Genomic DNA, 18711 nt, shown 5'->3' with positions numbered 1-18711 from the left:
TGTGTGTCCGAGTGGGCCGACCAGTTAGCTTTTAATTGCTGCAACACTTAGCTTTTTCCTGAGTATCAAAAAAGTAATTGCGCCGATCGGAAGAGCAATCGCAACGGTCCATTGCCCGTACAAGGGGGCAAACGCTCCCGCACTAAATAGCTGTAAGGACAAGGGCGCGAAACTCCATTCGCCAGTTGTCCAGTTCACTGCAAACTTTCCAAACCCAAGCATAACGAACAGTACCCACGGCCACTTTCGGCCTTTGAGTTTAGACCTGCCGCAAACAACAAGCGCCCAGAGGGTAAGCAACGGAAAGACTATGGCCAACGCAAAAACAAGGTATTGAATTGGCGTTTTTTTTGCTAACGTGAACCGATTCTGTTGTTCAAGTGAAGCTGGCTGGGGAGCGACACTCAGGCCAACTATGGTGGCCTTACCACCATGATTCCTTACGGCGACGCTCGTCAAAATCCATTTGCCTGAAAAGCCATATTCAAACGTGAGATTGACGGTCGAAGAGTCATCCCTGTTCATCCGATGAGCGCCAACCAGCATAATTGTTGAGGGCTCTCCAGCGGGGATCAATGCCGCCATTTGAACAAGCGCGTCATGAAGTGCCGGCCCAGCTATGCTTGGGTCAGCCGCCTTCTCAATATCCTCAAAGCGCTGCTGTCGCAGAAGATCAATGTAACTTTTGGCCAGCGTCTGATCGGCAGGCGAAGCAAATTTTTGAATCATGTCCGCTTGATTGCACCCCACAAGTGCGAGCAAGAGCAAAGACATAAAGAATTGGCGAAGAGATGAAGTAGTCATTGGAAGCTGGGGGCGAGTACTCTGTCGAGATACATGCTGGCTGATGCGACTTAATGTGCCGGAAACGCTGGGAAAGACTCAAAGTAGGCTATTTGGTCGCAGCTTTCCGGCGTATTCTTTGCATTTCTGGAAGTAGTCGCCGGGCCATGCGTCTTTCATGGGCGTGCCATTAAAGCTGCGGGTCATGGCTATAAACGTATCCACATCACCGGCTTGGCATGCGAATTTCGCGTACGCATTCCTATTCCAATCGGCTGGGTATTTTTTGAGCACGTCTTCAAAGCCGGCTTTCATCTGCGACCAAACTGCGCTCCGATGCGACTCTGCAAAGAAAGCTTCCCCTCCCATGCGCCCTGCTGCGACCCAATAGATACGTGCATACATTCCCTGGCCTTCTGTTGAGGTCGTTCGTCTCACGGCATCCGCAGCAAAATCCTGGATTTGCCGCATGCTCCCTCCCCACATTGGGAGAAAACGCTCTGCCGCCACAAAATATGTCTGGTAATGAAGAGGCTCTTTCGACACTGCTTCTTCGTACAACGCCCAATGTTGGTCTCTTGTCCAGTTCTGCGCAAGCGCCACATCCAGCATCACGATATACCACTGCGGATCATCACTGCTGATTTTTTTGTTCACATCGAGGGTGTTGCGAGCAATCGCCATGTAGCTCGCGAAGCCTTTCCAGCCTTCAGGGGTGACGGTACTTGCATAGCCAGAACCGCGAAGAGCCCAGGCATGCTGCTTCTGTGCGGTAGCCAGTGCTATTGGCGCCATAGCCGATTGAGGAAAAGCTGCGACCCAACGATTCAGTTTGCTTTCTATGGCCGCCCATTGCGCCTCCGAGTTCTTTTCCTTTTCCCCAACAATAGCGTAGCCTAGGTTGCCATAGAAAACGGTGAGATTCCAAACTCCACTGGGGGTTCGACTTCTTTCTGTACGAAGCTTGGTAGCCAACTTATCAAGCGCAACAAAATCATCTGCCTTATAAGCCTTGGTAACGATTTCGTTTAACTCGTTGGGCCCGTAAAAATTTTCCGCATTGGTGTATGTGTTCGTGAAAATTGCCAACAGAATCACACCAAGAGTTCGAATCCAGGTTCTCATAAATTCCTCCCGTTTTGTTGGATGGAGTTTAAGGTCATTGGTTTCGCATGCGAAACGAAAACAAACCCCAGGGGATACTTTTTACAGTGCTCGCGGCTGGTTCGACGTTGCAGTGTTCTGCAATGCCATCGTGATCTGCAGGCTGTCACACGTCAGCGCTCTAACTTTCTCTTTCCATTGCACTGACGCCGCGCAATCCTTGAGAGCTTTTCACTTATAGCCAACCTCCTACAGCTCCAGACTGGCGACAGTCTTCACCGGCATCCTGGTCTGACTCACCGTGATCACATACACGGTTCTGCCTGCATCGTCATCCGCCCAACCACATGCAGACCTTTGAGCCTTTAAGGCTCCGAGCAGAGGGCCGCCTCGCAAGCGAAACAAGGAGAGGTCCTGAGGGGGCTTTTTATTGCTACGATGCCGCGATGACAAAGCTATACCTGCTCATCGTCGCGCTCGTGCTCTGCATTTTGCAAATGTACTGGCCGATCTCCGCCTGGCGCAAAGACGGCTTCATCGCGGCACTCAGGCTATTCGCTTTTGGCGCCTTAACCGTCAGCATGGTCGCGATGAGCGAACTGATCGAGCAGTTTTAATGGCAGCTCTGGCCTAGGGGATTAGATGAATATCAGTAATCTTTTTAACATTAGGTGGATTAGCTGGGGACTCTGCCTCGTTATGTTTCGCATGTACCGAGAAGATTCATATCCCCTGTCACTGTATTTGGCCTTGAGCTTGCCGGTTCTCTTGACCGCAGCCCATCTTGTATTTTCAGTATTCGAATCGACAAAAGACGAATTTGTGAAAACGTCGATTGAGTTCTTGTGGATGATGGGCTTCGCTACTTTACTTGGTGCGGCTGCAATTTATTTCGACGCAGATTTTGTGAACAGAGGCGTGCGTTATGACGCCAATGGTTTTTGGCCACTTGTTCAAGCTAGCGTGCTGCAGGGGGCGGTAACGTTGGTCTGCTTGGTGATTCGCAGGTTTCTTCCGCCGTACCAAGCCACGCGCAGTTAAATTTACCTCAATGAAAGGACTATCTTTCCTCCCGAACTTGCAGGTCAGCGCGAGGAAATGTATGGGCTTGAAGACAGCAATCACCTGCGAGAATCGCTGGATTGAAACTTCCCAAACCCTTTTTGTGCCGGAATCGGTGTCTTGCAAGAGCTGCGTGGTCTTTCACACGTCAAGGCTGATCGCTATCAGTTCAGTTTCACGGTGCAGCGGCCGTTTTCTGTAGCGCCATCGTGATCTGCGGACTGTCACAGGTCAGCTGCGACTCTTGAGGCAGAGTCGGATCGTACGGCTTTTGGAGCAGCTAAAAGCCAGTGCCAACAAGTGGCGGAAGCGGTGAGATTCGAACTCACGGAGGACTTGCATCCTCGGCAGTTTTCAAGACTGCTGCATTCAACCGCTCTGCCACGCTTCCGAGCCGCATAGTTTAACCGCTAGTCGGCGGTCATCTGGCGCGTTGGCGGGTCGCTGTCGATAAATGCGGTCTCGCAGCCTGGACAACAGGCGCGCCGGGCGCATCGGCTGCCTTCCATATGTTGAATTACTCACGAGGGCAGGGCACTGCCAAAAATAGAGGGCTGAAGTCCCCCTCTTTTGGTTCGTCATTGGTCACTTTGTGACTGTCAAGCAAATAGAGCCAAAAAAACGGACTTATTTCCTGGAACTATTTCCTCTCCGCTTCCCAAACGTTTTTTGGAACGGTGACTAAAGGCGCTGGCGCAGCCATGATTGAAACATTCAGTTACAGCACTTTTAGAGGACACAAATATGACTGCTCCAGCATTCCCCCCCGAGGCGGCAGAAAAGGTTACTACGGCATTTGTGCATGCCACCGGCGCCCGCTGGTCGTTTCCGCGGGTCGAAGTCCAGGACCGCGGAACCTTCATGTTGATCAGCGTGGACTCACTTTCCCCGGAAATCCGGGAAATTGAGTTACCCGTCAAGAAATCCATTGCACATGCCTTGAACCAGGTCATTCCGGCGCACCCTACGCAACGGTTTGGTAACTGGATGGTTGTTTTCTTCCGGGACGGAAGGATGTTCGAAACTGTTCACCCCAGCGAGTTTGAGCTGTAAGGGCGTCAGAGTGGTCTGCTATGTGCCTGCTATATATATGAGTCAGCAGCCCGTCGTGGCCAGGGCTTGTCGCCGGAACGCTGTCCGCAGGCGGCATTCACGACCTTGTCCTACACACCGCCAGCCAGCCGCTGGCTAAACTTTCCTTGCGGCCCGTCCCGGGTCGCACCTCCCTCCACTGGCGAAGCCAGTTTTACTGCCCGGTCTTCCGGGCTTTTTTTTGCCTGCTCGCCGCTATGCGGCTTCAGGTTGGGCCAGCAGCATTCCTTTTGTCTCGATAAACGCAATGACTTCCGCAAGGCCGGCATTGGTCTTGAGATTGGTCATGACAAAAGGCTTCAGGCCCTTGGCCGTGGTGCGCATGCGTATGGTGTCCGCCTTCATCACGCCCAGGTCGGCGCCGACGTGGGGAGCCAGGTCGGTTTTGTTGATGACGAACAGATCGCTTTTGGTGATGCCGGGCCCGCCTTTGCGCGGAATCTTCTCGCCGGCAGCCACGTCGATCACGTAGATGGTGAGGTCGCTCAGCTCGGGGCTGAAAGTGGCGGCCAGGTTGTCGCCACCAGATTCGACGAACACGATGTCGGCATTGGGGAAATCCACCAGCATGCGGTCTATGGCTTCGAGGTTGATCGAGGCGTCTTCGCGTATGGCGGTGTGCGGGCAGCCGCCGGTTTCCACGCCCATGATGCGTTCGGCGTCCAGCGCGCCGCTGACGGTCAGGATGCGCTGGTCTTCCTTGGTGTAAATGTCGTTGGTGATGGCGACCAGGTCGTATTTGGCCTTCATGCCTTTGCACAGCATTTCAAGCAATGTGGTTTTGCCGGAACCGACGGGGCCCCCAATGCCGACGCGCAAGGGGGGAAGTTTTTTGGTACGGTTGGCGATGTGATGCAGGCTCATGGGGGGCTTTGTTGAATTTGCGGTGAGAAGTCAGGAGCGGAACAGCCGCGAATACTGGGTTTCATGCTGTGACGAAAGAATGGCCAGCATGGGGGAAAAGGCCTGGCGTTCCTCATCCGGCAACTGCATGGCGGCCTCGACCGCTGCAGGTATGCCGCCGGCAAGGCGCGCCAGCATGCGCTGGCCGGCGCTTTGCCCCAAAGGCACGGATTTGATGGCGGCTTGTGTCATGTTTTCGGCCCAGCCGAAAGCATAGGCCAGCAGGCAGTCGCGCACGCCCGCCTCGGTTTGTGAAACGGCCAACGCAAAGGCAACGGGGAAGGTCGGCTGCATCTGCGCACAGGCCTCAATGTGCACTGCGTTGGCATCGTCATGGTTGCGCAGCCAGTCCAGCAGGGATCTGCCCATTTGCTCGGCCTGGGCGCGCAGCTCGCTGGTTTCCCGGGTTTGCAGCACCCAGGCATTGAGTTGCTGCACGCGCTGCAGGTCGCCCGAGCGCCAGGCGGGAATAGCCTGGGCAATCACCGCCAGGTCACCGCGCGCCAGGCTCAGCTGAAGCTGGTCGGTCAACCAGTTGCTTGCTATCATTTCTGTAGCCGGTTGCGCCCGTTCCATGGCTGTTTCAAGCCCTTCCGAGTATGAAAATCCGCCTACAGGCAAGGCCGGGGAGGCCAGCCAGATGAGCTGGAGCAGGCTGGCGGCCGGTAGCTGCCCTGCAGGCGCGGCGGACATGTCCATCAACGCCCTAGTGCGGCTTGTGCCTGTGGATCTGGATGGCGACCGGCTGGGCTTCGTGGGTGTGGTCGTCATGCCCATGGTTGCAGTCCGGGCCATGCACGTGTGGCGCGGGGGCGGGCTGCGCATGGCCATGAGAATGGTCAGAGGAATGGTCATGCCCATGGCTGTGTCCGCCAGCGCTGTAGGCCCCGCCTTCGGGCTCGAAAGCTTCTTCAACTTCGTTCACGATCAGGTGCATGGCACGCAGCATGTCGGCCAGCACATGGTCGGGTTCAATTTTCAGGTGGTCGGGCTTGAGTTCAATCGGCACATGCCGGTTGCCCAGGTGGTAGGCGGCGCGCGTCAGGTCGAAAGGGGAGCCGTGCGACGGGCACGCGGTGATGCGGAGCACGGCCTGCGGGGCGGCGATCACTTTGACCATGGAGCCGTCTTCCGCCACCAGCACGTCGCCGCCACGCACCAGCGTGCCGCGCGGCAAAAAAATACCGAGCTGCCGGCCCAGCGAATCGGTACCGTCAAACCGGCTTTTCTGGCGAACATCCCAGTCAAGCTCGATGCTGGAGGCGCGCTTGACGAGAACAGGCGCAAGGCCGGCGCCCTGCGAAATGACTTTGGAAACCTGGAGCATGGAACCTTAAAACAGGAAATAGCGTTGCGTCATCGGCAGGCTGGTGGCTGGCTCGCAGGTCAGCAGCTGGCCGTCTGCGCGCACCAGGTAGGTCTGGGCGTCAACCTCCATCCTGGGCAGATAGGCATTGTGGACCATGTGCTGCTTGCGCACGCCGCGCACGTTCTTCACCGCACTCAGGTTTTTGGCCAGGCCAAAGCGCTCCTTGACGCCGGCGTTCAGCCCGGCTTGCGAGACAAAGGTCAGCGAACCTTTGGCAATCGCGCCGCCGAAGCCGCCGAACATGGGGCGGTAGTGCACTGGCTGCGGCGTGGGGATGGAGGCGTTCGGGTCGCCCATGGCCGCCATGGCGATAAAGCCGCCCTTGAGGATGACCGAGGGTTTGATGCCGAAGAAGGCCGGTTTCCACACCACGAGGTCGGCCCATTTGCCTAACTCGACTGAGCCGACTTCGTGCGAGATGCCATGGGCAATCGCCGGGTTGATGGTGTATTTGCTGATGTAGCGCTTGGCGCGGAAGTTGTCGTGGCGGTCCGTGTCGCCGGGCAGCTTGCCGCGCTGCTGTTTCATCTTGTGCGCGGTCTGCCAGGTGCGGATGATCACTTCGCCGACGCGGCCCATGGCCTGGCTGTCACTGCTCATCATGCTGATCGCGCCCAGGTCGTGCAGCACGTCTTCGGCTGCGATGGTTTCCTTGCGGATGCGGCTTTCCGCAAAAGCCAGGTCTTCGGCGATGCCGGCGTCCAGGTGGTGGCACACCATCAGCATGTCGACGTGCTCGTCAAGCGTGTTGACGGTGTAGGGCATGGTCGGGTTGGTGGAGGAGGGTAGGAAGTTCTCTTCGCCCACCACACGCAGGATGTCGGGTGCATGGCCGCCGCCAGCGCCTTCGGTGTGGAAGGCGCAGAGGCTGCGGCCTTTGGTGGCGGCAATCGTGTTCTCGACAAAACCCGACTCGTTGAGTGTGTCGCTGTGGATGGCGACCTGTGTGTCGGTTTCTTCCGCCACATCCAGGCAATTGCTGATGGCCGCGGGCGTGGTACCCCAGTCTTCGTGCAGCTTCAGGCCGATGACACCGGCGTTGATCTGCTCGTGCAGCGCGGCGGGCAGGCTGGCATTGCCCTTGCCGAGGAAGCCGAGGTTCATGGGGAAGGCGTCGGCTGCCTGCAGCATGCGCTCAATGTTCCAGGGGCCGGGCGTGCAGGTGGTGGCAAAGGTGCCTGTGGCCGGGCCGGTGCCGCCGCCCAGCATGGTGGTGATACCGGCCGTCAGCGCTTCCTCGATCTGCTGCGGGCAGATGAAGTGGATGTGCGAGTCGATGCCGCCGGCCGTGACGATCATGCCTTCGCAGCTGATGATCTCGGTGCCGGGGCCGATGATCATGTCGACGCCGGGCTGGGTGTCGGGGTTGCCGGCCTTGCCGATGGCGGCGATGCGCCCGCCCTTCAGGCCGATGTCGGCCTTCACGATACCCCAGTGGTCGATGATGAGCGCATTCGTCATCACGCAATCCATCGCGCCTTCGGCCCGGGTTTTTTGCGACTGGGCCATGCCGTCGCGTATGGTCTTGCCGCCGCCGAATTTGACTTCCTCACCGTAGCTGCCGGCGCGCAGGGTGTAATCGGCTTCGACTTCGACCACCAAATCCGTATCGGCCAGCCGCAGCCGGTCACCGACGGTGGGGCCGAACATTTCCGCATAGGCGCGGCGTCCAATTGTTGCCATCAAAGTGCTCCCTGCACGAGTCCGCGAAAGCCGAACACTTTTCGGTCGCCGGAAAATTCCACCAATTCCACCGTGCGCTGCTGCCCCGGCTCGAAGCGCACGGCCGTGCCCGACGCGATGTTCAGGCGCATGCCGCGCGCGGCCTCGCGGTCAAAGCCAAGCGCGCCGTTGGTTTCGGCGAAGTGGTAATGCGAGCCGACCTGTATGGGCCGGTCGGCCGTGTTCTGCACAACGACGGTCAGCGTGCGGCGGCCTGCGTTGAGTACGTGGTCGGGGCCGTCGGTGATGAGTTCGCCGGGAATCATGGTGCGCCTCAGGCCAGTTGGGCGAGCAGGGTCACGCCGAAGAGGGCGACGGCGGCGCCAGCTATGCGAGGCAGCCAGACGCTGGCGCTGCGCAGCGCCCAACCCGCACCCAGGCCCGCCAGGTGCAGCAGCAGCGTAGCGGCCAGCATGCCCGACAGGGTGGCCCAGGCGCCGGGCGCTCCGGCCAGTTCATAGCCGTGGGCCAGGCCATGGAAAACGGCGAACACACCGGCGATGAGCGCCGCCGCAATGCCGGGTACATGCCAGCGCGTCACGACCAGCAGGCCGGTGACCAGCAGCGAAGCCGCGATCATGGGCTCGACGGCGGGAATCTGCAGACCCTGCAGGCCCAGCAGGGCGCCTGCCAGCAGCATGCCGGCAAAGCCCAGCGGGCCCCACAACAGTTCAGGCCCGGCGCGCCGCGCGGCCAGCGCGCTCCACAGGCCCACGGCCACCATGGCCGCCAGGTGGTCCATACCCGTCAGCGGGTGGAAAAAGCCGCTGAGGAAGGCGCTGGCGTGGTCGTGCACCGCAGCGCCGGATTGATGGTCAATATGGGCGCTAGCACCCGTCGATACTGCGCAAGCAGCTATCAAAAAGAGAGCGTTTTTGGTTTTGATTTGCATGGTGGCGATCTCGGGTAATGCTTAAACAATCGGCTGGTGCACGGTGACCAGCTTGGTACCGTCGGGAAAAGTCGCTTCGACCTGGATGTCGGGGATCAGCTCGGGGATGCCGTCCATCACGTCGGCGCGGGTCAGCACCGTGCGGCCCTCGCTCATCAGCTGGGCGACGGATTTGCCGTCGCGCGCACCTTCCATGACGGCGGCGCTGATGAGGGCGACGGACTCGGGGTAGTTGAGCTTGAGGCCGCGGGCGCGGCGCCTTTCGGCGAGCAGGGCAGCGGTAAAAATAAGGAGCTTGTCTTTTTCTCTGGGCGTCAATTCCATGGGGCTCTCTCAGGGCAGGCTGCCGGCTTGGGGATGCTTGCCGGGGTGCAAGAATGGTGCCATAAGAAACGTGAGCCACCAAGGCCGCCCCGGGGTAGAACGCATGGCACAGAACATGCACCTGGAGACGGTCAATCACTCCGCGCCCGGCGCATCTGCCCACTCCATGGACGCCCCGCTCACGCCCCAGCTGCCGCCACTGCCGCCCGAAGCGGCCGGGGCCGCGCCTTTGGCGGCCGAAGCGCCGCCGCTGCAGCGCATCATCAAGGTCAGGCGCGACTACAACAGCTGGGTGGCAAGCGAAACCATGGAAGACTATGCGCTGCGTTTCACGCCGCAGCGCTTTCGCAAGTGGTCTGAATGGCGGGTGGCCAACACCGCGTTCGGCGCGGCTTCTTTCCTGATTCTGGAAGCTGTGGGTGCCACGCTGCTGGTGAAGTACGGGTTTACCAACGCCTTCTGGGCGATCATGGCCACCGGGCTCATCATTTTCATGGCGGGCCTGCCCATCAGCATTTACGCAGCGCGTTATGGCGTCGACATGGACTTGCTGACGCGCGGCGCCGGTTTTGGCTATATCGGCTCCACGCTGACCTCGCTCATCTACGCCTCGTTTACCTTTATCTTTTTCGCGTTGGAAGCGGCGGTCATGGCTTACGCCCTGGACCTCGCCCTGGGTATCCCGCCCAGCTGGGGTTACCTGATCTGCGCGCTGGTGGTCATTCCGCTGGTAACCCATGGCGTCTCCGCGATCTCCCGCCTGCAGGTCTGGACACAGCCTTTATGGCTGGTCATGCTGGTGGTGCCTTTTGTTTATGTCTTCCTGCGCGATCCCGGTGCGTTTTCGGGCGTTTTGCACTACGGAGGGGAGACTGGAACGAACGGTGAATTTAATTTGCACCTGTTTGGTGCCGCTTTAACAGTCGGAATCGCGCTGATCACCCAGATGGGTGAGCAGGCCGACTATTTGCGCTTCATGCCGGTGCAGACTGACGCCAACCGCTGGCGGTGGTGGGCCGGTGTGCTGGCGGGCGGGCCCGGCTGGGTGCTACTCGGCGTGGTGAAGATGCTGGGCGGCGCTTTCCTGGCCTATCTGGCCATCTCCAACATGGTGCCGCTGGACCGGGCGGTAGACCCCAACCAGATGTATCTTGCGGCCTACGAGTATGTCTTTCCGAATTACGGCATGGCGGTGGCGGCCACGGCGCTGTTCGTGGTGGTGTCGCAACTGAAGATCAATGTGACCAACGCGTACGCCGGTTCCCTCGCGTGGTCGAATTTTTTCTCGCGCATCACGCACAGCCACCCCGGGCGGGTGGTGTGGGTGGTGTTCAACACGCTCATTGCCTTCATGCTGATGGAGATGAATGTGTTCCAGGCGCTGGGCGACGTGTTGGGGCTGTATTCGAACATCGCCATCGCATGGGTGATGGCTGTCGTCGCCGACCTGGTCGTCAACAAACCGCTGGGCCTTTCTCCCAAAGGCATTGAATTCAAACGGGCCCACCTGTACGACATCAACCCGGTCGGCGTGGGCGCCATGGCGCTGGCTTCGCTCTTGTCGGTCACAGCGCATCTGGGGCTTTACGGCGAAACGGCGCGGGCTTTTTCCGCGGTGATCGCCATGGGCACCGCATTTGTGACCGCGCCCCTGATCGCGTGGGCGACCCAGGGCCGTTACTACATTGCGCGCAGCTCCGGAGCGACTGCTTCCGACGGTTCTTACAAGCGCTATGCGACGCAGCAGTGTGTCATTTGCGAACGCGCCTACGAAGGCCCGGACATGGCGCACTGTCCCGCCTACCAGGGGCCCATCTGCTCGCTGTGCTGCACGCTGGACGCGCGCTGCGGCGACCTGTGCAAGCCGCACGCCAGCCTGTCGGCGCAGTGGTCGGGTGCGCTGCGCTGGCTGCTGCCGCGCCGCACCTGGCCTTACCTTGATACGGGCCTGGGCCATTTCCTGCTGCTCATGCTCATTATCGTGCCGCTGCTGGCCAGCGTGTTCGGCCTGCTGTACCACCAGGAAATCAGCGCGCTGGCGGACATCGAGCCTTCCGAGCCGGCTTTGCGTTCAGGTTTCATGAAGGCGTACATGGCCTTGCTGGTCATTGCCGGCCTTGTGGCCTGGTGGCTGGTGCTGGCGCATAAAAGCCGCCAGGTGGCCCAGGAAGAATCGAACCGCCAGACCCATTTGTTGATGCGCGAGATCGAGTCGCACCGGCAAACAGACGAGGCGCTGCAACAGGCCAAGCTGGTGGCAGAAGAGGCCCGCCGCCATGCCGACCAGGCCAACCAGGCGAAAAGCCGCTATATCAGCGCCATCAGCCACGAATTGCGCACGCCGCTCAACAGCATCCTGGGTTACGCGCAGCTGATGGGTGAAGACAACGCCATACCGCCGCACCGCAAACAGGCTGTCAGCGTCATCAAGCGCGGGGGCGAACACCTGCTTTCGCTGATCGAGGGAACGCTCGATATTGCCCGCATCGAGGCGGGCAAGCTCACGTTGAATGTCAAGCCCATGCATTTCGCCGACTGTGTGCACGAGATGGCCGGCATGTTCGAGCTGCAGGCCGCCGCGAAGGGTCTCGGGTTCCGCTTTGAGACCAGCGGTCATCTGCCGGAGCTGGTGCGAGCCGATGAGAAACGCGTTCGGCAGATTCTCATCAATTTGCTGGGCAACGCCATCAAGTTCACGGCGCAGGGCCAGGTGATTTTCAGGTTGCGCCATGCGCGCGAGATGGCCTACATCGACATTGAAGATACCGGCCCGGGCATGGGTGAGGCGGAGCTGTCCCGGATTTTTGAGCCTTTTGCGCGAGGGGCTACAGCCGGCCAAAGCGCGGAAGGCACACCGGGCGCCGGTTTGGGCTTGACGATTGCCAAGATGCTGACCGACCTGATGGGTGGCGAGATGACGGTGGTCAGCACCCCGGGCGAAGGCTCGATTTTCCGTATCCGGCTGTTTTTGCCCGAAGTGCACATGGCCGCAGGAGCCGTCAAGGATGCCGCCACCAAACCAGCCAGGCGCCAGCCGCGCGGCTATGAAGGGGTTCGCCGCAAGCTGCTGGTGGTCGACAACGAAGAGCCCGACCGTGAACTGCTGGTGCAACTGCTTGAGCCCATGGGATTTGAATTGCGTACCGCCGCCAGCGGTCACGATTGCATGGATCTGCTGGCCAGCGGGTACCGGCCCGACGTGATCTTCATGGACCTGGCCATGCCGGGGATCGATGGCTGGGAAACCCTGCGCCGTGTGCGTGCGTCAGGGCACGAGGACATTCATCTCGCCATTGTTTCCGCCAACGCATTCGACAAGGGCGCCGAGAACGATGCCGGCATCCTTCCCGAGGATTTCATCCTCAAACCGGTGCGCCATACCGAACTGATCGACTGGCTTGAACGGCGGCTGGCCCTCAAGTGGCGCTATGACCTTGCTGCGGATGACGGCGACCCTGTGGTCCAGGCCGTGCCACCGCGTGTACTGCCCGATGCGTCTCAACTCGCGGCCCTGCTCGAGGTCGTCAATCTCGGGTTTTACCGGGGCATCATGAACAACCTGGCAGAAATTGAACGGCAGCGGCCGGAGGCCGCGGCCTTTGTGGACGAAATGCGCGTGCTGGCGCGGCAATTTCAGTTTGAAGCCATGGGCCGCCAGCTAGCCAACAAGGAGACGGGCCATGAGCAGCGTGCTTGACGACGGACCAACGCTGGATCGAAAGCTGGACCGCACACTGGACCGGGCCAACAGCGATATCGTGCTGATTGTGGACGACGTGCCCGACAACCTGTCGGTCCTGCACGATGCGCTCGATGAATCGGGCTATACCGTCCTTGTGGCCACCAGTGGCGAGGCAGCGCTGCAGCGTGCGCTGCAGGCTTTGCCCGACATCGTTTTGTTAGACGCCATGATGCCCGGGATGGACGGCTTCGAAGTTGCCAAGCGCCTGAAGGCCATGGCTGAAACGGCGCACATTCCCATTATTTTCATGACCGGTCTCACGGAAACCGAGTACCTCGTGGCGGCCCTGGAAGCCGGTGGAGTGGACTACGTTACCAAACCGATCAAGCCCAAGGAAGTGATGGCACGCATGGGCGTGCATTTGCAAGGCGCCCGCCGTGCCAGGCAGGAAGCGCGGCAGGCAGGGCAAGCACGCAATGCGCTGGACGCTTTCGGCTACGCCAGCATCACGGTGCGCATGGGCGGTGAGGCAGACGGGAAATTGATCTGGCAAACGCCGCTGGCGCGCGACCTGCTCATGCGCTATTACGGTACGTCCGCGCCGCAAACACCCGAACCTGTACTCAACTGGCTGCGCCGCCACATGGCGGAGGCCGAGCGCCAGGTTGAGCCGCCGCGCCTGGCGGTGGAGCTTGGTCCGCGGCGCCTGACCTTCCGGCTGCACCAGCAGACCGGCGACGGCGACGGCGGCGGTGACTGGTTGATCGTCATGCGCGAAATTTCCGACGACGCAGTGGTGGAAGCCATGAGCCTGAGCTTCAAGCTCACCGCCCGAGAAGCTGAAGTGCTGTATTGGGTGGTCAAGGGCAAGACCAATCGCGACATTGGAGACATCCTGGGCTCTAGCCCAGCCACGGTCAAAAAGCATCTGGAACGGGTGTATGCCAAGCTGGGTGTGGAAACCCGCACCGCTGCCGCAGGTATGGCCATGAACCGCATACGGCAGCTGCATCCCCAGTTTGAGGGCTAGAGATAGAGCCCCCACGCTTGTCGCTTCGCGTACTGCGTTGCCCCCCGAGGGGGCCGCTGCGCCTGCGGCCCGGCAAAGCCGGCTCCGCGGCCCCTGGTTGCTAAGAATGAGCGGTTTGCGATGGCCGTATCAGGTAAAAAGCGTGATTTCCGCTGGGCGGTTACAATAAGAGCTTCGGTAAAGCATCAGCTTTTTTCATCGAGGCCTTTTCCCAACAGGCTTCCTTCTCAATTGCGGCGCTTCCCAGAGCCCGAATCCACAGTGTTTTCAGTGCCCATACAGCCCTGAACCCTCTCAACACTGTTCCGTTTTTCCGGCGAGCACTATTCCCGACAGTGCCACGCATGGCTCAACCAGCCCAGCCCCTGACAAGGGCCAGGTGGGTGGACACCGAACACCCGCCGGCTTGCTCGCAAGCCGATTACTCCTTATTTATCAAGCCGGGACACATACCCGGCACGGACTTTTTATGAACGTAGATCACACCAAAATCGCGGTGGGCAAGTACCTTGTCTCACCACTGGCCAAGCAGCAAGGCGAACGCTACGCTGCATCGGTCTCCATCCGCTCAGGCAGCGGCAGCGCCACGCACGACCGCGTGATGCGCTTCAGCGGCCTTTTCGACAGTGCGGCCGCGGCCGTGCATTACGCGACGGAACATGCCCTCGGCTGGATCCACGAGCGTTCGGCGCCGGCCTGCGCATAAGCCTTGCCAGCCCTTACAACAGACATCACTGACAATTTTTCCAATTCCCTAGGAGTTACATCATGGCCAAAGAAGAACTGATTGAAATGCATGGGCTGGTAGACGAAGTGTTGCCTGATTCGCGCTTTCGCGTCACGCTCGACAACGGCCACAAGCTCGTGGCCTATACCTCCGGCAAGATGCGGAAAAACCATATTCGTATCCTTGCCGGCGACCAGGTGTCGCTGGAACTCTCGCCCTATGACTTGAGCAAGGGCCGCATCACCTTCCGCCATATCGCTGGCCGTGGCCCAGGCCCGGCGCCGCGCCAGGCTCGCTAAACCGGCGGCTCGTCGCGCCCCAAAAAAGCACAAAGCCCGGCAGGCGGAGAATCCTCCGTTTGCCGGGCTTTGTTGTTTTCCCCTGAACTGTGAACAGGCCCTAGCGCCGGCCGGTCGCCATGTGCTCGGTCTTCTTGTTGATCAGCACTTCGGGCTCCTGGGCCTCGACCCAGGTTTCATGGTTGAGCCCGGCCTGGAGCCGCTCAGTGTCCAGATCATTCGTCCATTTGGCGACCACTATCGTGGCCACGCCATTGCCGATCAGGTTGGTCAGCGCCCGCGCTTCCGACATAAAGCGGTCAATCCCCAGAATCAGCGCCAGCCCGGCCACAGGCACGGTACCCACCGCCGACAACGTGGCGGCCAGCACAATGAATCCGCTGCCGGTGATGCCTGCCGCGCCTTTCGAAGTCAGCAACAGCACCGCCAGCAGCGTGAGTTCCTGCGTGAGGGTCATGGGCGTATTGGTGGCCTGCGCGATGAACACCGCCGCCATCGTGAGATAGATCGAGGTGCCGTCCAGGTTGAACGAATAACCGGTCGGGATCACCAGGCCGACGGTGGTTTTCTTTGCGCCCAGGTTCTCCATCTTTTCCATCATGCGCGGCAGCACGGACTCGGAGGACGAGGTGCCCAGCACGATCAGCAGCTCTTCCTTGATGTATTTGATGAACTTCCAGATACTGAACCCGTGCAGGCGCGCAATGGTGCCCAACACTACGAAGATGAAGATCAGGCAGGTCGCATAAAAAGCGGCCATCAGCTTGCCGAGCGACACCAGGCTGTCCACGCCATAAGCGCCTATGGTGAAGGCCATTGCGCCGAAAGCGCCTATGGGCGCCACCTTCATGATGAAGCCGACAATGGTGAACAGCACATGCGAGGCTTTTTCGACGAAGTCGAACACCAGCGTACCGCGCCCGCCGAAACGGTGCAACGCGAAGCCGAACATCACCGCGATCAGCAGCACCTGCAGAATTTCACCCTTGGCGAAGGCATCCACCACGGTGGACGGAATGATGTTCATGATGAAGTCGGTCGTGCCGACCATTTTCCCGGGGCCGGTATAGGCCGCGATGGCCTTGGTGTCCAGCGTGGACACGTCGACATTCATGCCTTCGCCCGGCTTGAACACGTTGACCAGGACCAGCCCGATGATCAGCGCGAAGGTGCTGACGACTTCAAAGTACAGCAGCGCCAGGCCGCCGGTCTTGCCGACCTTCTTCATGTCCTCCATGCCGGCGATGCCGATCACGACGGTGCAGAAGATGATGGGTGCGATCATCATCTTGATGAGCTTGATGAAGCCGTCGCCCAGCGGCTTCATGAGCTTTCCGGCCTCAGGGTAAAAATGCCCCAGCAGCACACCGGCGATCACGGCGCAGATCACCTGGAAGTAGAGCGATTTGTAAAGGGGTGGCTTGCGGCTTGTCTTCGTTGTCGTTGTGCTTGTCATGGCCGGGTCGCATCAGCGAATGCGCGGGTTGTGGGGGACGGATTCAATATAGCCCCGCCACGCGATTTGTCCATGTGGGAAACCACAGATAACAAATCTTTACGCCGCCCCGGCGCAAGCTCAGCCGGCCGGGCTGCCGCTGCCACTACCCGCGGCCGGCGGGCGGGCCATCCACGCAATCAGTGACGAGCGCATGGCTTCTTCCACCGACATGTCGATAGGCTGCACCCACTCCGTCGGCACAAACACCGTGTAGCCACCGATCATGTAGCCCATGGGTAAATAAACCGCGACACGCTCACCCGGAAGGAATCCGGAGGGCAGGTCGGCAAAGCTGCGGCGGGTGATCAGGCCCACGATTTCCATCGCGTGCCCAGGCATGCGCAGTATCACCACGCTTTGCTCGCCCTGCTTGCCCGAAGGTGAAAAGTAGTCGGCAAAACTCTTGAGCGACGAGTAGATGCTTTTGACCACCGGCAAATTGGTAAACGGCAATTCCGCAAAAGACAGCACTTTGCGCACACTTTGCTGGGATACCAGGAAGCCAATCGCCAGGATGGTCAGGATGCCGAACGCCAAGCCCATGCCGGGCAGGTAAAAACTGCCGATAAGAGGGCGCAGGATCCACAGGGCGGCAGTTTCCATCCATGCCAGGAAGATATAGAGGAGGTATACCGTCAGTGCCACCGGCAGGATGGTGATGAGGCCACGAAAGAAATATTTATAGAGGCTTTTCATGGGCTTTTCGTTGGCTTTTCGTTAAGGCGCGCTGCGCATGGTGCATTTTTCTGGCTAGCCTGCAATATAACCATTTCGCATGACACACCTCGCCAGGGAGGGTGTCGGCTTTCTCCTACATTTTCACGGTACTAATCACTGCCGGGTGTCACAGTCTCTTGCTTAAACTGTCGCAGTGCAGCCAATGCCCAACATTCGCCAAATTACCCGCAGCTGCTTTGACGCGATAACAAAATCAATCAACCCACGGCCCCAAGCCCAGCGCTGACATGAACCCGGACCCAGGTCTTCTTCCCGCTCACATCGTGCTTGCACCTGAGCAAGCGCCGATGCTGAAAGTTACCTTTCATTCCCTTGATATTTTTCGGCTGCGCTATCAACTGCGCAACAACGTCATGCCCGGCCATCACGGCCTTTTTCTAGGATATTTATGAGCCAATCCACGCTGGTCAATGCGCAACTCAATGTCCCCTTGCGTTCCCTTGCCCTGACAGTCGAAGAACCCGCGCCAGGCGAATTTTGCTGGCGCATCCTGGAGAGCCACGCGGATCCTCGGGTGTTTGAATCGGTGTCCTGCTCCGATATCAGTTTTGCCGCATATGACACTGCATTGGCCACCGGTTACGGCGAGTTGCAGCGCCTGATCGGTCCCGACCTGCAATACGGCCCGCGCAGCGATGAGCCTCAGCAGGTCGATCTTTTCGGTGCTGCCAGTTCTGCGAAGAAAAATACGGCGGCGGGCAGCCCGGAAATCCGTGCGGCGAGAGACACCGGCATCAAACCGGGTGCGGTACCTGCGTGAAACCCGATCTGCAAGCGGAGTACGTGCGGCTCCGCGCACAGCTTGAGGCCCTGGAGGCGGCGCCGGTAAAAGATTTTCCACGCATGGATCAGCTCATCGATGAGCTTGAGAAAATTCAGCTGGCCATCAAGGCCGAACACGGCCTCAAGGGCAACAATCCCAACGAATAGTCCGCCGGATAGATATGCAGGAACGGCAGCACCGCAGCATGGCAAGTGCGGCCCCACTCAGCGCAGAACGCGCAGGGAGCATGGGCGATTCTGAATCAGGCCCAGGTGTTTATATTGGTTCGGTGCGTAGCATTTTGTGACCTCGCTTGTCCTACACGACAGGCCGTACCGGACCGACGCCGTGTCCCAGTCTCCCCTCGTAAATTGGAATTAGCTGGCAATACGGCCAGCCATTTACCAACCCTGATTGCCTGTGATGGGCATGACTTAAGGAGCAAGACATGAAGTTTTCCAAATCCCTGGCCTCTGCCGTAGCCGCCGCCGCTGTTGTGAGCACCATTGGCCTGGCATACGCCCAGACCGAAACCCCAACGGCACCAGCTGCGCCTGCAGAGTCGTCCGGCCAGACCATGCAAAACCAGGACACCACCACCCCTAGCAGTGCGGCACCTGCCACCACGACTGAAAGCAACACGGCTGGCTTCCAGACCGAGCGCCCAGCACAAGCTGACCGCAACTAAACCCAGACCGTCATGCACCTTGGTGTGACACCGCT

The 18711-nt window shown here is 59.5% G+C and carries 22 protein-coding genes and 1 tRNA gene; 11 read left to right on the top strand and 12 right to left on the bottom strand.

Annotation, left to right across the window (positions count from 1 at the left end; translation table 11 throughout):
* Positions 1–24 precede the first annotated feature (24 nt).
* A complete protein-coding gene (locus AC1DVV_RS12910) occupies positions 25–804 on the bottom strand; it encodes a hypothetical protein (protein ID WP_477707202.1) in 780 nt (259 codons plus the stop codon).
* Positions 805–882: 78 nt separating this feature from the next.
* Positions 883–1908 (bottom strand): hypothetical protein, encoded by a 1026-nt coding sequence (locus AC1DVV_RS12905; RefSeq protein ID WP_457282155.1) that lies wholly within the window; start codon positions 1906–1908, stop codon positions 883–885.
* Positions 1909–2234: 326 nt separating this feature from the next.
* Here AC1DVV_RS12905 and AC1DVV_RS12900 point away from each other — a divergent pair, with 326 nt between their 5' ends.
* Positions 2235–2504, top strand: coding sequence for a hypothetical protein (locus tag AC1DVV_RS12900; protein WP_457282154.1), 270 nt, complete (start codon positions 2235–2237; stop codon positions 2502–2504).
* A gap of 25 nt (positions 2505–2529) precedes the next feature.
* The gene (locus AC1DVV_RS12895; protein ID WP_457282153.1) at positions 2530–2928 is read left to right on the top strand and encodes a hypothetical protein; all 399 of its coding nucleotides are present in this window, start codon (positions 2530–2532) and stop codon (positions 2926–2928) included.
* Positions 2929–3250: 322 nt separating this feature from the next.
* On the opposite strand, the gene AC1DVV_RS12890 is transcribed toward AC1DVV_RS12895, so the two are convergent.
* Positions 3251–3340: transfer RNA gene (locus AC1DVV_RS12890), tRNA-Ser, on the bottom strand.
* Between the two features lie 353 nt (positions 3341–3693).
* Between AC1DVV_RS12890 and AC1DVV_RS12885 the strand changes: the two genes are divergently transcribed.
* Positions 3694–4002 carry a hypothetical protein gene (locus AC1DVV_RS12885; protein WP_457282152.1) on the top strand — a complete coding sequence of 103 codons (309 nt, stop codon included), beginning with the start codon at positions 3694–3696 and terminating at the stop codon, positions 4000–4002.
* A 234-nt stretch (positions 4003–4236) separates the two neighbouring features.
* Here the strand turns inward: AC1DVV_RS12885 and ureG are convergent, their stop codons facing one another.
* From ureG to AC1DVV_RS12850, 7 genes are read right to left on the bottom strand one after another with little or no spacing between them, the layout of a single operon-like run.
* Positions 4237–4905 carry an urease accessory protein UreG gene (gene ureG, locus AC1DVV_RS12880; protein ID WP_457282151.1) on the bottom strand — a complete coding sequence of 223 codons (669 nt, stop codon included), beginning with the start codon at positions 4903–4905 and terminating at the stop codon, positions 4237–4239.
* Between the two features lie 30 nt (positions 4906–4935).
* The gene (locus AC1DVV_RS12875; RefSeq protein WP_457282273.1) at positions 4936–5637 is read right to left on the bottom strand and encodes an urease accessory protein UreF; all 702 of its coding nucleotides are present in this window, start codon (positions 5635–5637) and stop codon (positions 4936–4938) included.
* Positions 5638–5650: 13 nt separating this feature from the next.
* Positions 5651–6271, bottom strand: a complete 621-nt coding sequence (gene ureE, locus AC1DVV_RS12870) for an urease accessory protein UreE (RefSeq protein WP_457282150.1) — start codon at positions 6269–6271, stop codon at positions 5651–5653.
* A 6-nt stretch (positions 6272–6277) separates the two neighbouring features.
* Positions 6278–7996 (bottom strand): urease subunit alpha, encoded by a 1719-nt coding sequence (gene ureC, locus AC1DVV_RS12865; RefSeq protein WP_457282149.1) that lies wholly within the window; start codon positions 7994–7996, stop codon positions 6278–6280.
* Complete coding sequence (locus AC1DVV_RS12860; RefSeq protein WP_477690334.1) at positions 7996–8301, bottom strand: urease subunit beta; 306 nt, start codon at positions 8299–8301, stop codon at positions 7996–7998. The genes ureC and AC1DVV_RS12860 overlap by 1 nt, the downstream gene beginning before the upstream one ends.
* Before the next feature lie 8 nt (positions 8302–8309).
* Positions 8310–8927, bottom strand: a complete 618-nt coding sequence (locus tag AC1DVV_RS12855) for a HupE/UreJ family protein (RefSeq protein ID WP_477667668.1) — start codon at positions 8925–8927, stop codon at positions 8310–8312.
* A 21-nt stretch (positions 8928–8948) separates the two neighbouring features.
* Complete coding sequence (locus AC1DVV_RS12850) at positions 8949–9251, bottom strand: urease subunit gamma (protein ID WP_007874763.1); 303 nt, start codon at positions 9249–9251, stop codon at positions 8949–8951.
* Positions 9252–9417: 166 nt separating this feature from the next.
* Here AC1DVV_RS12850 and AC1DVV_RS12845 point away from each other — a divergent pair, with 166 nt between their 5' ends.
* The 4 genes from AC1DVV_RS12845 to infA all read left to right on the top strand — a co-directional run bounded on the left by AC1DVV_RS12845 (position 9418) and on the right by infA (position 14989).
* Complete coding sequence (locus tag AC1DVV_RS12845; protein WP_457282272.1) at positions 9418–12948, top strand: hybrid sensor histidine kinase/response regulator; 3531 nt, start codon at positions 9418–9420, stop codon at positions 12946–12948.
* Positions 12932–13963 carry a response regulator gene (locus AC1DVV_RS12840; protein WP_457282146.1) on the top strand — a complete coding sequence of 344 codons (1032 nt, stop codon included), beginning with the start codon at positions 12932–12934 and terminating at the stop codon, positions 13961–13963. The genes AC1DVV_RS12845 and AC1DVV_RS12840 overlap by 17 nt, the downstream gene beginning before the upstream one ends.
* 469 nt (positions 13964–14432) lie before the next feature.
* The gene (locus AC1DVV_RS12835) at positions 14433–14669 is read left to right on the top strand and encodes a hypothetical protein (protein WP_457282145.1); all 237 of its coding nucleotides are present in this window, start codon (positions 14433–14435) and stop codon (positions 14667–14669) included.
* A 62-nt stretch (positions 14670–14731) separates the two neighbouring features.
* On the top strand, positions 14732–14989 hold the full coding sequence (infA, locus tag AC1DVV_RS12830; RefSeq protein ID WP_092132708.1) for a translation initiation factor IF-1: 258 nt from the start codon (positions 14732–14734) through the stop codon (positions 14987–14989).
* 100 nt (positions 14990–15089) lie between these two features.
* Here the strand turns inward: infA and AC1DVV_RS12825 are convergent, their stop codons facing one another.
* On the bottom strand, positions 15090–16445 hold the full coding sequence (locus tag AC1DVV_RS12825) for a dicarboxylate/amino acid:cation symporter (protein ID WP_457282144.1): 1356 nt from the start codon (positions 16443–16445) through the stop codon (positions 15090–15092).
* 120 nt (positions 16446–16565) lie between these two features.
* Entirely contained in the window at positions 16566–17183 is a 618-nt protein-coding gene (locus AC1DVV_RS12820) for a DUF502 domain-containing protein (protein WP_457282143.1), read from the bottom strand.
* 269 nt (positions 17184–17452) lie between these two features.
* Between AC1DVV_RS12820 and AC1DVV_RS12815 the strand changes: the two genes are divergently transcribed.
* The 4 genes from AC1DVV_RS12815 to AC1DVV_RS12800 all read left to right on the top strand — a co-directional run bounded on the left by AC1DVV_RS12815 (position 17453) and on the right by AC1DVV_RS12800 (position 18676).
* Entirely contained in the window at positions 17453–17617 is a 165-nt protein-coding gene (locus AC1DVV_RS12815) for a hypothetical protein (protein ID WP_457282142.1), read from the top strand.
* Positions 17614–17985 (top strand): hypothetical protein, encoded by a 372-nt coding sequence (locus AC1DVV_RS12810; RefSeq protein ID WP_457282141.1) that lies wholly within the window; start codon positions 17614–17616, stop codon positions 17983–17985. Before AC1DVV_RS12815 ends, AC1DVV_RS12810 begins: the two co-directional genes overlap by 4 nt.
* Positions 17982–18155, top strand: coding sequence for a hypothetical protein (locus tag AC1DVV_RS12805; RefSeq protein ID WP_477667666.1), 174 nt, complete (start codon positions 17982–17984; stop codon positions 18153–18155). The genes AC1DVV_RS12810 and AC1DVV_RS12805 overlap by 4 nt, the downstream gene beginning before the upstream one ends.
* A 281-nt stretch (positions 18156–18436) precedes the next feature.
* The gene (locus AC1DVV_RS12800) at positions 18437–18676 is read left to right on the top strand and encodes a hypothetical protein (RefSeq protein WP_457282139.1); all 240 of its coding nucleotides are present in this window, start codon (positions 18437–18439) and stop codon (positions 18674–18676) included.
* The last annotated feature ends 35 nt before the right edge of the window (positions 18677–18711 follow it).

The organism is Polaromonas sp. P3_B4 (assembly GCF_056402835.1).
This window is presented reverse-complemented; position numbering and strand designations above follow the sequence as displayed.

Bases quoted from the DNA above. Each gene is read 5' to 3' on its own strand.
- AC1DVV_RS12910 (WP_477707202.1), bottom strand. From the start codon at position 804: ATGACTACTTCATCTCTTCGCCAATTCTTTATGTCTTTGCTCTTGCTC.
- AC1DVV_RS12905 (WP_457282155.1), bottom strand. From the start codon at position 1,908: ATGAGAACCTGGATTCGAACTCTTGGTGTGATTCTGTTGGCAATTTTC.
- AC1DVV_RS12900 (WP_457282154.1), top strand. From the start codon at position 2,235: ATGCAGACCTTTGAGCCTTTAAGGCTCCGAGCAGAGGGCCGCCTCGCA.
- AC1DVV_RS12895 (WP_457282153.1), top strand. From the start codon at position 2,530: ATGAATATCAGTAATCTTTTTAACATTAGGTGGATTAGCTGGGGACTC.
- AC1DVV_RS12885 (WP_457282152.1), top strand. From the start codon at position 3,694: ATGACTGCTCCAGCATTCCCCCCCGAGGCGGCAGAAAAGGTTACTACG.
- ureG (WP_457282151.1), bottom strand. From the start codon at position 4,905: ATGAGCCTGCATCACATCGCCAACCGTACCAAAAAACTTCCCCCCTTG.
- AC1DVV_RS12875 (WP_457282273.1), bottom strand. From the start codon at position 5,637: ATGTCCGCCGCGCCTGCAGGGCAGCTACCGGCCGCCAGCCTGCTCCAG.
- ureE (WP_457282150.1), bottom strand. From the start codon at position 6,271: ATGCTCCAGGTTTCCAAAGTCATTTCGCAGGGCGCCGGCCTTGCGCCT.
- ureC (WP_457282149.1), bottom strand. From the start codon at position 7,996: ATGGCAACAATTGGACGCCGCGCCTATGCGGAAATGTTCGGCCCCACC.
- AC1DVV_RS12860 (WP_477690334.1), bottom strand. From the start codon at position 8,301: ATGATTCCCGGCGAACTCATCACCGACGGCCCCGACCACGTACTCAAC.
- AC1DVV_RS12855 (WP_477667668.1), bottom strand. From the start codon at position 8,927: ATGCAAATCAAAACCAAAAACGCTCTCTTTTTGATAGCTGCTTGCGCA.
- AC1DVV_RS12850 (WP_007874763.1), bottom strand. From the start codon at position 9,251: ATGGAATTGACGCCCAGAGAAAAAGACAAGCTCCTTATTTTTACCGCT.
- AC1DVV_RS12845 (WP_457282272.1), top strand. From the start codon at position 9,418: ATGGACGCCCCGCTCACGCCCCAGCTGCCGCCACTGCCGCCCGAAGCG.
- AC1DVV_RS12840 (WP_457282146.1), top strand. From the start codon at position 12,932: ATGAGCAGCGTGCTTGACGACGGACCAACGCTGGATCGAAAGCTGGAC.
- AC1DVV_RS12835 (WP_457282145.1), top strand. From the start codon at position 14,433: ATGAACGTAGATCACACCAAAATCGCGGTGGGCAAGTACCTTGTCTCA.
- infA (WP_092132708.1), top strand. From the start codon at position 14,732: ATGGCCAAAGAAGAACTGATTGAAATGCATGGGCTGGTAGACGAAGTG.
- AC1DVV_RS12825 (WP_457282144.1), bottom strand. From the start codon at position 16,445: ATGACAAGCACAACGACAACGAAGACAAGCCGCAAGCCACCCCTTTAC.
- AC1DVV_RS12820 (WP_457282143.1), bottom strand. From the start codon at position 17,183: ATGAAAAGCCTCTATAAATATTTCTTTCGTGGCCTCATCACCATCCTG.
- AC1DVV_RS12815 (WP_457282142.1), top strand. From the start codon at position 17,453: ATGAACCCGGACCCAGGTCTTCTTCCCGCTCACATCGTGCTTGCACCT.
- AC1DVV_RS12810 (WP_457282141.1), top strand. From the start codon at position 17,614: ATGAGCCAATCCACGCTGGTCAATGCGCAACTCAATGTCCCCTTGCGT.
- AC1DVV_RS12800 (WP_457282139.1), top strand. From the start codon at position 18,437: ATGAAGTTTTCCAAATCCCTGGCCTCTGCCGTAGCCGCCGCCGCTGTT.